Annotated in this window: 10 protein-coding genes and 1 riboswitch; of the genes, 6 read left to right on the top strand and 4 right to left on the bottom strand. The window is 54.0% G+C overall.

Annotated features, from left to right (window positions below; all coding sequences use genetic code 11):
- Nucleotides 1-135 precede the first annotated feature (135 nt).
- On the bottom strand, nt 136-2,016 hold the full coding sequence (thiC, locus tag BLP53_RS11495) for a phosphomethylpyrimidine synthase ThiC (RefSeq protein ID WP_091472300.1): 1,881 nt from the start codon (nt 2,014-2,016) through the stop codon (nt 136-138).
- Between the two features lie 27 nt (nt 2,017-2,043).
- A riboswitch (TPP riboswitch) is annotated at nt 2,044-2,158 on the bottom strand.
- Nucleotides 2,159-2,307: 149 nt separating this feature from the next.
- On the opposite strand from thiC, the gene BLP53_RS11490 reads away from it, so the two are divergent.
- The 3 genes from BLP53_RS11490 (at nt 2,308) to BLP53_RS11480 (ending at nt 7,630) form a co-directional block, all read left to right on the top strand.
- Nucleotides 2,308-2,718, top strand: a complete 411-nt coding sequence (locus tag BLP53_RS11490; protein WP_091472299.1) for a hypothetical protein — start codon at nt 2,308-2,310, stop codon at nt 2,716-2,718.
- A 206-nt stretch (nt 2,719-2,924) separates the two neighbouring features.
- Nucleotides 2,925-6,638, top strand: a complete 3,714-nt coding sequence (locus tag BLP53_RS11485; RefSeq protein WP_091472298.1) for a PAS domain S-box protein — start codon at nt 2,925-2,927, stop codon at nt 6,636-6,638.
- Nucleotides 6,635-7,630 carry a response regulator gene (locus BLP53_RS11480; RefSeq protein WP_091472297.1) on the top strand — a complete coding sequence of 332 codons (996 nt, stop codon included), beginning with the start codon at nt 6,635-6,637 and terminating at the stop codon, nt 7,628-7,630. The genes BLP53_RS11485 and BLP53_RS11480 overlap by 4 nt, the downstream gene beginning before the upstream one ends.
- Before the next feature lie 66 nt (nt 7,631-7,696).
- Here the strand turns inward: BLP53_RS11480 and gatB are convergent, their stop codons facing one another.
- The 3 genes from gatB to gatC are packed head-to-tail and all read right to left on the bottom strand — an operon-like array spanning nt 7,697 to nt 10,963.
- A complete protein-coding gene (gatB, locus tag BLP53_RS11475) occupies nt 7,697-9,142 on the bottom strand; it encodes an Asp-tRNA(Asn)/Glu-tRNA(Gln) amidotransferase subunit GatB (protein ID WP_091472296.1) in 1,446 nt (481 codons plus the stop codon).
- A complete protein-coding gene (gatA, locus tag BLP53_RS11470) occupies nt 9,142-10,626 on the bottom strand; it encodes an Asp-tRNA(Asn)/Glu-tRNA(Gln) amidotransferase subunit GatA (RefSeq protein ID WP_091472295.1) in 1,485 nt (494 codons plus the stop codon). The genes gatB and gatA overlap by 1 nt, the downstream gene beginning before the upstream one ends.
- A gap of 49 nt (nt 10,627-10,675) precedes the next feature.
- Nucleotides 10,676-10,963 carry an Asp-tRNA(Asn)/Glu-tRNA(Gln) amidotransferase subunit GatC gene (gatC, locus tag BLP53_RS11465; protein WP_091472294.1) on the bottom strand — a complete coding sequence of 96 codons (288 nt, stop codon included), beginning with the start codon at nt 10,961-10,963 and terminating at the stop codon, nt 10,676-10,678.
- Between the two features lie 128 nt (nt 10,964-11,091).
- Here gatC and BLP53_RS11460 point away from each other — a divergent pair, with 128 nt between their 5' ends.
- The 3 genes from BLP53_RS11460 to mreD are packed head-to-tail and all read left to right on the top strand — an operon-like array spanning nt 11,092 to nt 13,741.
- Nucleotides 11,092-12,135 carry a rod shape-determining protein gene (locus tag BLP53_RS11460; RefSeq protein ID WP_091472293.1) on the top strand — a complete coding sequence of 348 codons (1,044 nt, stop codon included), beginning with the start codon at nt 11,092-11,094 and terminating at the stop codon, nt 12,133-12,135.
- Between the two features lie 29 nt (nt 12,136-12,164).
- Complete coding sequence (gene mreC / locus BLP53_RS11455) at nt 12,165-13,268, top strand: rod shape-determining protein MreC (protein WP_091472292.1); 1,104 nt, start codon at nt 12,165-12,167, stop codon at nt 13,266-13,268.
- Nucleotides 13,265-13,741: a rod shape-determining protein MreD gene (gene mreD / locus BLP53_RS11450; RefSeq protein ID WP_091472291.1), complete on the top strand. Its 477-nt coding sequence runs from the start codon at nt 13,265-13,267 to the stop codon at nt 13,739-13,741. The genes mreC and mreD overlap by 4 nt, the downstream gene beginning before the upstream one ends.
- The last annotated feature ends 1 nt before the right edge of the window (nt 13,742 follow it).

Genomic DNA, 13,742 nt, shown 5'->3' with positions numbered 1-13,742 from the left:
ATTCATTAGTAGTTATTAGATAAGAACGCTGGATGAAAATTCCATTCTTTACATTCTGCCTGCCAGAGAAGCTTTATATACCTACAAAAAAGCCAGCATCGCTGCTGGCTTTTCAAGTGGCAAACAGTCAGTGCATTACACTTTCTGGTAAACCTCACTGCCTTTCTTCACGAATTCAATCGCTTTTTCCTGCATGCCTTTTTGCAGCGCGGCCTGCTCGTCTACACCCAACTTATCAGCGTAGTCACGCACGTCTTGCGTGATCTTCATGGAACAGAAGTGGGGGCCACACATGGAACAGAAGTGGGCCTGTTTGGCACCTTCCTGCGGCAGGGTTTCGTCGTGGAATTCCTTGGCTTTTTCCGGATCCAGGCCGAGGTTGAACTGGTCTTCCCAGCGGAATTCAAAACGTGCTTTGGATAAGGCATTGTCACGGATTTGCGCGCCCGGGTGGCCTTTGGCCAAATCGGCGGCATGCGCGGCGATCTTGTAGGTGATGATGCCGACACGCACGTCTTCCTTGTCTGGCAGACCCAGGTGCTCTTTCGGCGTCACGTAGCACAGCATGGCGCAACCGTACCAGCCTATCATGGCCGCGCCGATACCGGAAGTGATGTGGTCATAGCCAGGCGCAATGTCGGTGGTCAATGGGCCTAAGGTATAGAACGGAGCTTCACCACAGTGTTCCAGTTGCAGATCCATGTTCTCTTTAATCAAGTGCATAGGTACATGGCCTGGGCCTTCAATCATGCACTGTACGTCGTGTTTCCAGGCAATCTGGGTCAGCTCGCCCAAGGTTTTCAGTTCGGCGAATTGCGCTTCATCGTTGGCATCGTAAATTGAGCCAGGACGCAGGCCATCACCCAGTGAGAAGCTCACATCGTACTGTTTCATGATCTCGCAAATCTCTTCGAAATGCGTATAGAGGAAAGACTCTTTATGATGCGCCAGGCACCATTTCGCCATGATGGAACCACCGCGAGAGACGATACCGGTCATACGCTTGGCTGTCATCGGAATATAAGCCAGACGCACGCCGGCGTGGATGGTGAAATAGTCCACGCCCTGCTCGGCCTGCTCGATCAGCGTATCGCGGAAGATTTCCCAGGTCAGGTCTTCGGCCTTGCCGTTGACTTTTTCCAGCGCCTGGTAGATAGGCACGGTACCAATCGGGACTGGGGAATTACGGATAATCCACTCACGCGTTTCATGGATGTTTTTGCCGGTGGACAGATCCATCACGGTATCACCGCCCCAACGTGTCCCCCACACCATTTTTTCCACTTCTTCAGAGATGGAAGAACCCAAGGCTGAGTTACCGATGTTAGCGTTGATTTTGACCAGGAAATTGCGGCCAATGATCATAGGCTCGATTTCCGGGTGATTGATATTGGCCGGGATAATGGCACGGCCACGCGCCACTTCGTCACGCACGAATTCTGGCGTGATGACTTTAGGAATGCTGGCACCGTAGTTCTGGCCAGGATGCTGGGTTTGCAGCAGCTCGCTCATGTTCTCGCGGCGCTGGTTTTCGCGGATGGCAATAAACTCCATCTCCGGCGTGATAATGCCCTGGCGTGCGTAGTGCATCTGGCTGACGTTTTTGCCCGCTTTCGCACGCAATGGTTTGCGGTGCAGGTTGAAGCGCATCTGTGACAGTTCCGGATCGACCAGGCGCTGGTGACCAAACTCGGAGGTCGGGCCATCCAGCTGTTCTACATCCCCACGTTCCATAATCCATTGGGCGCGCAGTGCTGGCAAACCGTTACGGATATCGATCTCGACATTCGGGTCGGTGTAAGGGCCAGAAGTATCGTAGACCACGACTGGCGGGTTGGTGTCGCCGCCAAAACTGGATGGCGTATCACTCAGCGAAATTTCGCGGAATGGTACCTGGATATCAGGGCGGGAACCTTCAACGTAGATTTTGCGCGATTTGGCAAACGGTTTGGTAGCGGCTTCGTCAACTTTGGCATCGGCGTTGACGAACTTGATATTTTTATCAATGGCGTTCATTGGCATCCTTAAAAGATAAAGACGTAAGGATGCGGAGATTTGCATTCCCTACGGCGGGATTAACCGCATCAGGTTCGAAGGGTAACTCTCACTGCAAAAAACATTCAATAAATGAAGGATTTACAGACCCCTAGCAACGGACGAATTGTGCGCGAAAACGCCTGATAACGCAAGCAAAACAAAGTTTTGCATACGCCCCATTGACAAATAGACAGACCTGTCTACAATCAGCATACCCGACCATAACAACTATACGGGATTTATTTCAATCAAGGACTCAGGAGAGATGACATGGAAGTTTTACTCATAGGCGCAGTCGCCTGTACCACCGCTTTAATTTTATCCGCATGGTTAATGACCTTTGCCCGCTGGTTTCCCATCAAGGGCATTGATGGCGACTTTCTGGTGGATTATAAAACCATGATACGCGCGCACGTTGACTATGCGCTGATGGCCCTGTTCGGGCTTGGTTTTTATGCCGCAGCCAAAACATCAGGCGTGGAACTACACCATTTTGCCTGTGTCTGCCTGGCCATCGGTGGTTTTACCAACCCGACCATTTTTACGATTGCAGCCTTTGACATGGATTTCTGGAGCAAAATGAAGTGGAAAGTATTTTCTGCCGTGAGTTTTGTATTAACCACCATTGGTTTCGTAACGATCTCTTACCAGCTGCTTTGCTACGCTTTGTGCACGCAATAAACAGATATTGGCTCACCTTTATTAAAGCCCTGCCAGTGCAGGGTTTTTTATTTCTGTCACACAAGCGAAATATAATGCCCGTTCGCCTGTTATTCCGCGAAATAGCCTTCTAACCCCGGACTGTTCTTCACTTTACTTTCGATAGCGGCCTATAGAATTAGTACGAAGAACCGTTATCAACTCATACACTAAAACTACATTCCGCCATGGATTGGTACAGTATTTTCTTTTTCCGGGAAGGCACGCCGACCGCCCTGCTTTATGGGAGCTACGATGGGTGGCTGGTGGCCCTGTCTGCGCTGGTGGCAATCAGCTCATCCATGCTGGCCATGCAATTGACACGCCTCTCCCGCGACCAGACGTCGCTGCTGTCACAAAAGCTCTCCCTGATGGCCAGCTCTGTGTCGCTGGGGGCAGGTATCTGGGCCATGCATTTTATCGGCATGCTGGCATATGACATCTGCACCAAGGTCTCTTACGACCCTAAAATCACCATGATCTCAATGATGCCCGGTATCCTGGCATCCTATTATGCATTAAACCTGATGGCCGAAAACCAGCTGGATTACCGCAAACTACTGCAAGGCGGGCTTGCCGTGGGCGCCGGGATCGGAGCCATGCATTACACCGGGATGCTGGCCATGCAAATGGTACCCATCCTCAAGTTTGACTTAGGCTGGGTGCTGATTTCCGTAGTGGTGGCCGTTGGACTGTCCACATTATCGCTGTGGACCGGTATTTTCCTGAACCGGAAAGGCGCAATTCCTCCCAAAGTTAGCATGCTGCTGGGCGGCCTGCTGATGGGCAGCGCCATTACGGCCATGCACTATACCGGCATGGCCTCTGCCCGCTTCCTGGGCCAGACGCAACCTGGGTTTAATCCGGATGACAACCAGTCGATGACATTAGCTTTAGTCATCACCCTGGTCACCATACTGATCGGTATCATTGCCACCGCCATTAACGCGTTGATTCGCTATCGCCAGATGCTGGCTGCCATTAAAACCAGCGAAACGCGCCTGTCTACCATCCTGAATACGGCAGTGGACGGCATTGTGACCATTAACACCACCGGGAAAATAGTTGCCTGCAATGAAGCGGTCGAGAAACTGTTTGGCTGGACCAAAGCAGAACTGGTGGGCCAGAATATCTCCCTGCTCATGCCGGAACCGGATCGTTCCAGCCACCTGCATTACCTGAAGCATTACCAGGCAACCGGCCAGGCAAACATCATGGGCAAAGGCCGGGACCTGGACGCGCTCAAGAAGGATGGCACCATTTTCCCTATCCGCCTGGCCACAGGTGAAGCCAGGCTGCCTAATGAAACACTGTATGTCGGCTTTATTACCGATTTAACCCAGCGCAAAGCGATTGAAGAAGCCGTGCGCCAGAAAGACCAGCAAATCCAGGCCATGATGAGCAATATTCCGGGCGTGACTTTCCGTTGCAGCCTGGAAGGCGACTGGAATTTACAACTGATTAGCGATGCCGTCCTGCAAATGACGGGCTGGCAGGCAGATGACTTTTTAAGCGGACGTATGCGCTTCTCGCCACTGATACATCCGGAAGATCTTGCACGCGTACGCCCCATTGCTGCGGAAGCCATTGGCAAGCTGAGCAATTTTGCCGTCGAATTCAGGATCACGGATAGAAGCGGCCATGAAAAATGGATTGCCGCCACGGCTTCGCCGGTGCTGGATAAGCATGGTGCGCCTTGCGCCATGGATGGCGTATTGCTGGACATTACCGAATCGAAGCAAAGAAATGCGGCTTACGAAGGCATCGTCAACGCTATCAATTACTCCACCAGCATGGCAGAATTTACCATTGAGGGCATGGTCATTACGGCCAACCAGAACTTCTTGTCGCTGTTAGGTTACACGCTGCCGGAAGTGCAGGGGAAAAACCACGCCATCTTCTGTCGGGATGAGGGTAACTTGAACGAACATCACCGACAAAAGTGGCTGGCGCTGGGCCGAGGCGAATCCATCCAGGGAGAGTTCCTGCGCTACAGTAAACATGGCGCACAAATATGGGTCAATGCCTCCTACAGCCCGGTGCGTGATGTCGATGGCCAAGTGGTCAAAGTCGTGATGTTCATGGTGGACATCAGCGAGCGCAAGCAAATGGAACAGGAAATACTGCTGGCCAAAGAAAAGGCCGAACAGGCCGCCAGCGCCAAAAGCACTTTCCTGGCCAATATGAGCCATGAAATCCGCACCCCCATGAACTCGATCATGGGGTTTACAGAGTTACTGCTGGATACGCCCATGCAGCCGGAACAGCATCATTACCTGTCCACCATCAGCCAGTCTGCCAGGTCGCTGCTATACCTGCTCAATGATATTCTCGACAGCGCCAAGCTGGAGAAAGGCATGCTGGAGCTGGAGATGCTGGACTTTTCCATGCGTGAACTGGTAGACAGCGTGATTTCGTCCTTGTGGCTACAGGCACGCCAAAAAAACCTGGAACTCAAATTATCGCTGGATCCACAAGTCGCCGGTTATTTCCAGGGGGCCGAGCATCGTATCCGCCAGGTGCTGACCAACCTGCTGGGCAACGCCGTGAAGTTTACCGAAACCGGCTATGTCGAACTCAAAGTATCCCCTGCCGGGCAAGACACCATACAGTTTGACATCATGGACACTGGCATTGGCATTGCCGCAGACCGGCTGGAAAGCATCTTTGAACCGTTCACCCAGGCAGACGCTTCCATGAGCCGCCGTTTTGGCGGTACCGGCCTGGGCACCACCATCAGCAAGCAGCTGGTAGAACTCATGCATGGCCAGATGACCGTCACCAGCATCGTGGGAAAAGGCAGCTGTTTCAGCGTCACCTTGCCGCTGAAACCGGGCAGCACCCGCCACAACGCCGGAGAATCCGGCACCAGCCAGCAGAGTTTGCCGCCACTGAATATCCTGATTGCTGATGATATTGATCAAAACCGTAAACTGCTGTCGATGATGCTGGAAAAGCTGGGCCATACCATCATGCTGACCGCCAATGGCCAGGAAGCAATCGAGGCCTGGCAGGCACAATCCTTTGACATGATCCTGATGGATGTGCAAATGCCTGTCGTCGACGGCCTCACCGCCAGCGTGCGTATCCGGGAAATGGAGCGTACCGCTGGCCGGACCAGAACCCCGATTATTGCCCTGACGGCCAGCGTGCTGCAACAGGATAGACTGGCAGCCAAACGGGCCGGCATGGACGGCTTTGCCTCCAAACCGATTGAAATGCCTTTATTGCTGACAGAAATGGAACGCGTACTGAACGTATCCGGCAGCCCCCGGGCAGAAAGCCATTCCAGCCAGGCACTATCGACCAAGCCCATAGACCTGAATAAAGGCAGCCTGTTGTGGGGTGACCAGCAGACTTACCTGCATGAGGTCAACCTGTATCTGCTTGAAATACCACGGCATAGCGCAGCACTGGAAATAGCATTACGGCACAATGACCACGCCACCCTCAAAATGACGGCCCATGCCAATAAAGGCGTCAGCGGCAATCTTGCACTGCCTGGTATCCAGTCGATCTATGATGCGCTGGAACACCTGACTACAGACACCTGGCAAGAAGGTTTCGAACTTGTCGAGCGGTTGCAATCCAGCGCAGGCGCATTACAGCACACTCTTCAGTCACTGGCTGCCGCACACCCCCAACCGGCAGCAGTCCCTCCGGAGCCGGCATTGCTGGCGGATACCACACAGTTAGTCAGCTGGCTGCAAGCGCTGCGCACGCTGGCTGCAATGGCCGAGCTGGACGACTCCTTGACCAACAAACTCATGCAGCAGGCCCCCGCAGACTGGCAGCAGGCATTGAACGATATCGCACAATCACTCAGTGATTTTAATTTTGACCAGGCAGTGGTTGGTCTAGACAACCTGTTGAAACATGCCGCACAGAGGATGATTTTATGACGGACTACCTCTCCCAGCCAGCCAAAATCCTGATTGTCGATGATGAGCCGGTCAACCTGAAAGTCCTCAAGCAGGTACTGCAGGAGGATTACCGGTTGAGCTTTGCCAAAAATGGCCCGGATGCGCTGGAACTGGTGAAAAAAGAACGGCCGGGATTGATCCTGCTGGATGTGATGATGCCCGGCATGACCGGTTTTGAAGTGTGCCGTCAACTAAAAACTGACCCCGACACGCACACTATTCCAGTGATTTTTGTCACCGCGCTGACCGACGAAGCAGATGAAACCGAAGGCTTTAATGCCGGTGGTGTGGATTATATTAACAAACCCATTTCCCCAGCCATTGTGCGTGCCCGCGTCAGAACCCACCTGTCACTGGTGCATATTGACGAGTTAAAGAACACCCATGTGGAATTAATCCGCCGCCTGGGCCGCGCGGCAGAGTTTAAAGACAATGAAACCGGTATGCATGTGATTCGCATGAGCCAGGTATCGGCCAGGCTGGCGTTGCAAATGGGCATGAGCGCAGGCTTTGCCGAACAGTTGCTACAGGCCGCGCCCATGCATGACATCGGTAAAATCGGCATCCCTGACCGGGTGTTGCTCAAACCAGGCAAACTGGATGATGAAGAGCTGGCGATCATGCGCACGCACCCGCAGCTTGGTGCCAATATCCTGGATAACTCCAGCTCGCCGCTGATCAGGCTGGCCCACTCCGTCGCCATGTATCACCATGAGAAGTGGGATGGCACCGGCTACCCTTTCGGCCTCAAAGGCGAGGAAATCCCGATCGAAGCGCGCATTGTCGCGGTGGCGGATGTATTTGATGCCCTGCTGAGCAAACGCCCGTATAAAGAAGCCTGGCCCCTCGAAAAAGCGATTGAAGAAATCAAGTCTCAAAGCAACCGCCATTTCGATCCGGTCGTGGTCGAAGCACTGTTAGCCTGTTTACCGGATTTGATCGTCATTAACGAAACATGGCGTGAAGAATAACACTTCTTCACGCCATGTTTACCTATGCATTTTCTTGCCAGACATGCTGGCAAGAGTGAACACCGGCTAGCCCAGGGCTTTTTTCAGTAATTCATTCACCTGCGCCGGGTTAGCCTTGCCTTTGGAGGCTTTCATGCATTGGCCCACCAGCGCATTAAATGCTTTTTCCTTGCCTGCGCGGAACTCTTCCACCATGGCCTGGTTGGCCGCCAGCACCTCATTGATAATCGCTTCAATCGCACCGGTATCGGATACCTGCTTCAGCCCTTTGGCTTCGATAATGGCATCCACTTCGCCTTCACCCGCCCATAAACCTTCAAATACCTGTTTGGCCGCGTTGTTGGAAATGGTGTTATCCGCAATGCGCTTGAGCAAGGCTGACAGTTGCGCCGCAGACACCGGGCTGTCGGCGATGGCTTTTTCTTCCGCGTTCAGCTTGGCTGACAGCGCGCCCATTACCCAGTTAGCGGCCTGCTTGGGCTCGGCACCGGCATTCACCACCGCCACAAAATAATCCGCTTGCGCACGAGAAGCGGTCAAGGTGCTGGCATCATAGCTGGAGAGTTGGTACTCACTGATAAAGCGTGCCTGCAATGCCTGTGGCAGTTCCGGCATGTCTGCCTTGACGCGTGCCTTGTCTGCCTCGGTCACCTCCAGTGGCAACAAGTCAGGGTCGGGGAAATAACGGTAATCGTTGGCCTCTTCCTTGGTACGCATGGCGCGGGTTTCACCCGTGTCAGGATTGAACAGCACGGTTGCCTGCTGGATGGTGCCGCCATCTTCCAGGGTTTCGATTTGCCACTGGGTTTCGTACTCAATCGCCTGCTGCATAAACTTGAACGAGTTCAGGTTCTTGATTTCCCGGCGGGTACCGAATTTCTCGGTACCTTTAGGACGCACCGATACGTTGACGTCACAGCGGAAAGAACCTTCCTGCATATTGCCGTCACAGATACCTATCCATTGCACCAGTTCGTGCAGTTTTTTGGCGTAAGCCACCGCTTCCGCCGCACTGCGCATATCCGGCTCGGTCACGATTTCCAGCAATGGCGTGCCGGCACGGTTCAAATCAATGCCGGACATGCCCTCTACGGCACCGTGTACGGATTTGCCTGCATCTTCTTCCAGATGGGCGCGCGTGATGTTAATGACTTTTTCGTAGGCCTCTGTATTTTTGCCGGCGGGCACTTGAATCGTCATTTTTCCCTTACCGACCACCGGCAACTCAAACTGGCTGATCTGGTAGCCTTTGGGCAGGTCAGGATAAAAGTAATTCTTGCGCGAAAACACACTGCGTGGCGCCATTTCGGCATCAATCGCCAGGCCGAACTTGATGGCACACTCGACGGCTTTTTTATTCAGTACTGGCAGCACCCCTGGCAAGGCAATGCTGACTTCACAAGCCTGCGTGTTAGGTTCTGCGCCATAAGTAGTCGAAGCGCCACTGAATTGCTTGGACCTGGTTTGTAGTTGTACGTGGGTTTCCAACCCGATCACGACTTCCCACTGCATTATGCGATTCCTTCAGGCATTCTGGTATGCCAATCTGTCACTTGCTGGTAGGCGTGGCCGATCTCCAGCATGCGCGCCTCATCAAAATAATTACCGATTAGTTGCAGGCCGACAGGCAACGCTTTGCCGTCACTGCTTTGTGCAAAACCGGCAGGAATACTCATGCCCGGTAAGCCAGCCAGATTCACCGCAATGGTGTACAAATCTTCCAGGTACATGGCAACCGGGTCGCTGGTCTTCTCGCCAGCCTTGAAGGCGGTAGAAGGGGCAGCCGGGCCCATGATCACGTCACAGTGTTTGAACGCTTCGACAAAATCCTGTGCAATCAGGCGGCGGATTTGCTGTGCCTTGAGGTAATAAGCATCGTAATAACCCGCGCTTAACACATAGGTCCCAATCAGGATGCGACGCTTCACTTCGGCACCAAAGCCTTCGGCGCGCGATTTCATGTACATGTCGAGCAAGTCGTTGTATTCCGCAGCCCGGTGGCCGTAGCGTACCCCATCATAACGTGACAGGTTGCTGGAAGCCTCGGCTGGTGCCAGCACGTAATACACCGGAATCGACAGGTTGTTGTTAGGCAGGCTGATGTCAACGATTTCCGCGCCCAGTTTTTTGTATTCGGCAATCGCGGTTTCAATCACTTTGGCAACCTCAGCATTCAGGCCTTCGGCAAAGTATTCTTTTGGTAGGCCGATACGCAAGCCTTTGAGTGGCTGTTCGCCTTGCATCGCAGCCAGGCCACGTGTGTAATCTTCTTTTTCACGATTGACGCTGGTGGAATCACGCTCGTCAAAACCGGCCATGACATTCAGCATCAGGGCACAGTCTTCGGCTGATTTGGCCATCGGGCCTGCCTGGTCCAGTGACGATGCAAACGCGATCATGCCGTAACGCGATACCAGGCCATAGGTGGGTTTCAGGCCGGTAAAGCCACACAGCGAAGCAGGCTGGCGAATGGAGCCGCCAGTATCGGTACCCGTTGCCGCCGCGCACAGGCGTGCTGCCACCGCTGCGGCTGAACCACCTGAGCTACCCCCCGGTACACGGTCAAAGTCCCACGGGTTTTTCACGCCACCGAAATAACTGGTTTCGTTGGAGGAGCCCATGGCGAACTCGTCCATATTGGTTTTGCCCAGGTTAACGGCACCGGCCGCATCGAACTGGCTGATAACATGCGCGTCATACGGGGAAATAAAATTTTCCAGCATTTTGGAGCTGCAGGTCGTGCGCCAGCCCTTGGCACAGAAAATGTCTTTTTGTGCCAGCGGAATACCCGTCAATGGGCCGAAATCGCCTGCTGCAATGCGCGCATCCGCCGCTTTGGCCTGCGCCAGGGTTTTGTCTTCGTCTATGGTGACATAGGCATTGATGGTCGGGTTAAGCTGCGCCATGCGCTGCAAATAGGCTTGCGTCAGCTCGACACTGGAAACTTGCTTGCCGGCCAACTGCTGGCCCAGCTGTTTGAGACTGCTGTTAATCATAGCTACGGTATCTTAGTTAAAAACGCGTAAAGTCGCGTAGGAAGCGCGGTTATTCAATGACTTTGGGCACCAGGTACAAGCCATCCTGCGTGGCCGGTGCAATCGATTGAAACAGCTCGCGCTGATTGGTTTTGGTGACCACGTCTTCACGCAGGCGCTGCGTCACATCTTGCGAATGTGACATCGGGGTAATGCCAGTGGTATCCACTGCCTGCATTTGTTCGATCAAACCAAGGATGCCGGAGAGTTTGGTCAGGGTTTCCTGCGCCTCGCTGTCACTCACCTGAATACGGGCCAAGTGAGCGATGCGCTTGATATCATCTAGATTCAGTGCCATGTCTGGTTAGTTGTCTGTAAGATTTTGAAAGCACATCTTAATTTCATGTGCAATTTGCGCTATTATACCTTGATTTTATGCCGCACCCAGCGGGCAGTTCTAAAGTCGGAAACTTCACAGGATAAAACATGTTCGGTTCACTCAACAGCTACTTCTCCAATGATCTCGCCATTGACCTTGGCACGGCCAACACGCTGATTTACGTACGCGGCAAAGGTGTCGTACTGGATGAACCGTCGGTGGTGGCGATTCGTACCGAAGGCGGCCCCAACGGCAAAAAGGTGTTGCTGGCGGTCGGTTCGGATGCGAAAAGCATGCTTGGCCGGGCTCCGGCCAACATCCAGGCCATCCGCCCGATGAAAGATGGTGTGATTGCCGACTTCACCATCACCGAGCAGATGCTCAAGTTTTTTATCCGCAAAGTACATGAGTCCCGCTGGTTTTCCCCTAGCCCACGCATCATTATCTGTGTGCCGGTCGGCTCCACCCAGGTGGAACGCCGCGCGATTAAGGAATCTGCCGAACGCGCGGGTGCCAAACAGGTATTCCTGATTGAAGAACCAATGGCCGCTGCGATTGGTGCCGATATGCCGGTGGCCGAAGCGACGGGTTCCATGGTGGTGGATATCGGTGGCGGCACCACCGAGGTGGGTGTGATTTCACTGGGTGGCATCGTCTATGCCAAATCCGAGCGCGTGGGTGGCGACAAGTTTGACCAGGCCATTATCGACTACATCCGCCGCAACTACGGCATGCAGATTTCCGAGCCCACCGCTGAAGCCATCAAGAAAAAAATCGGTTCTGCCTTCCCCGGCTCCGAAGTGCTGGAAATGGAAGTCACCGGCCGTAACCTGGCAGAAGGCCTGCCACGTAAATTCACCATTTCCAGCAACGAAATCCTGGAAGCCCTGACCGAACCACTGAACTCCATTGTGGGTGCGGTGAAGTCTGCCCTGGAACAAACTCCGCCAGAACTGGGCGCCGATATTGCCGAAAAAGGCATGGTGCTGACCGGTGGCGGTGCATTACTGCGTGACCTGGACCGCCTGCTGGTCGAAGAAACCGGCCTGCCAGTGATTGTGGCTGAAGATCCGCTCACCTGCGTGGCGCGTGGCTGTGGTCGTGCCCTGGAAGAAATGGACAAGCTGGGCAACGTTTTTGCTAGCGAATAACCCGGGGCAAAGCTGGCGCGTACCCGATTATGCTAAAAGGCATACACCAACAGCTTGATCCGCAGGAATCCCCGGCCTTTTTTATCCAGGGACCCAAACCCTTCTCACGCCTGATGTTTTTTTGTGCGCTGTCTCTGGTCATGATGGCCATTGATGCGCGCTTTGAATATCTTGGCCAGATCCGCCAGTGGTTCAGCGCCGCCCTGCACCCGCTGGAAGTGGTCGCCAGCGCCCCCAATGAATGGGGCCGCAATATCCATACTTATTTCACCTCGCACAACCAGCTCATCCAGGACAACTTCAAACTTAAGCAGCAGGCCCTGATAGACCATGCCGCCCTGCAACGGCTGGCGACGGTGGATGCCGAAAATGCACATTTGCGCACCTTGCTGGCGGGAGATGCGCCGATTATCCCGCAAGCCACGCTGGGCGAAGTGCTGCATATGGGCCGCGACCCCTTCAGCAACATTATCACGCTCAACCGTGGCAGCCGCCACGGCGTGACACCGGGACAAGCGGTGGTCGATGAACAAGGCGTGGTCGGGCAAATCACCCGCGTCTATCCGTTTACCAGCGAAGTCACCCTGATCACCGACAAGAAGCTGTCGATTCCCATCCAGATTGAGCGCAACCAGTTACGTGCGATTGCGTTTGGCGAAGGCCAGCGCAACACGCTGGATATCCCCTACCTGCCCACCAGCGTAGATATCAAAGTCGGCGACAAGCTGGTCACTTCCGGCATTGATGGCGTGTATCCTGCCGGTTTAGCCGTGGCCGTCGTGACCCAGATCAGACAGAATCAGGACTCGCCCTTTGCCAAAATCATCAGCCGCCCCATTGCCGGCGTTAACAACCATAAACATGTCCTGATCCTGAAGGTACCGACATCCCCCCCGTCCAGCCCTGTCACGAATAACAAGCTGATGCTGCCGCGCAACAATGCGCAGCACCTGGACCAGTCTGTGGTGGATATCCTGCAACAAAACAATGCAGCAGTAGACCCACATCCGGTGAGCGAATTGCCCAGCCTGGACACGACCACGCCTGAATCATCGCCGGAGAACCAAGCTGCCGCACAGCCGGCAGCCGCCCCGGACAATGCGCAACGACCAACAGCCGCGGAGCGCCCATGAAGCCGGTCAAGTTCAGCACCTTCTTTTTTACCCTGCTGGCAGGCCTGGTCATCCAGCTCTACCCGTGGTCCAACACCGGCCTGATTCTGCGCCCCGACTTCTTGCTGGTGATTGCCGTTTACTGGCTGCTGCAGGCGCCCTATCACTGCAATATCGGCTGGGTCTGGTTTGCAGGGTTACTGGTCGACCTGGCAACAGGTAGCCTGCTGGGACAACATGCATTGTCATTTTCGATCACCGCCTTCCTCGGCCTGATTTACCAGCGCCGCCTGGTATTGTTTAATGCATGGCAACTATATTTGTATGTTATTTTCCTGTTTGCAGCCCAGCGCGTGCTGATCCTGTTACTCAAGCTGTTTGCCGGTAGCGAGTTGCCAGACTGGACTTACGGCTTGCCCATCATCTCCGACCTGATCCTGTGGCAAATCATGATTGTCTGGTTTGGCGCACTGAGCCGCCCGAAAAAGCTGTAAA

Source organism: Methylophilus rhizosphaerae (assembly GCF_900100975.1).
Lineage (GTDB): Bacteria > Pseudomonadota > Gammaproteobacteria > Burkholderiales > Methylophilaceae > Methylophilus > Methylophilus rhizosphaerae.
Note: the sequence above shows the minus strand (reverse complement) of the source record. Positions and strands in the feature narration are given on the sequence as shown.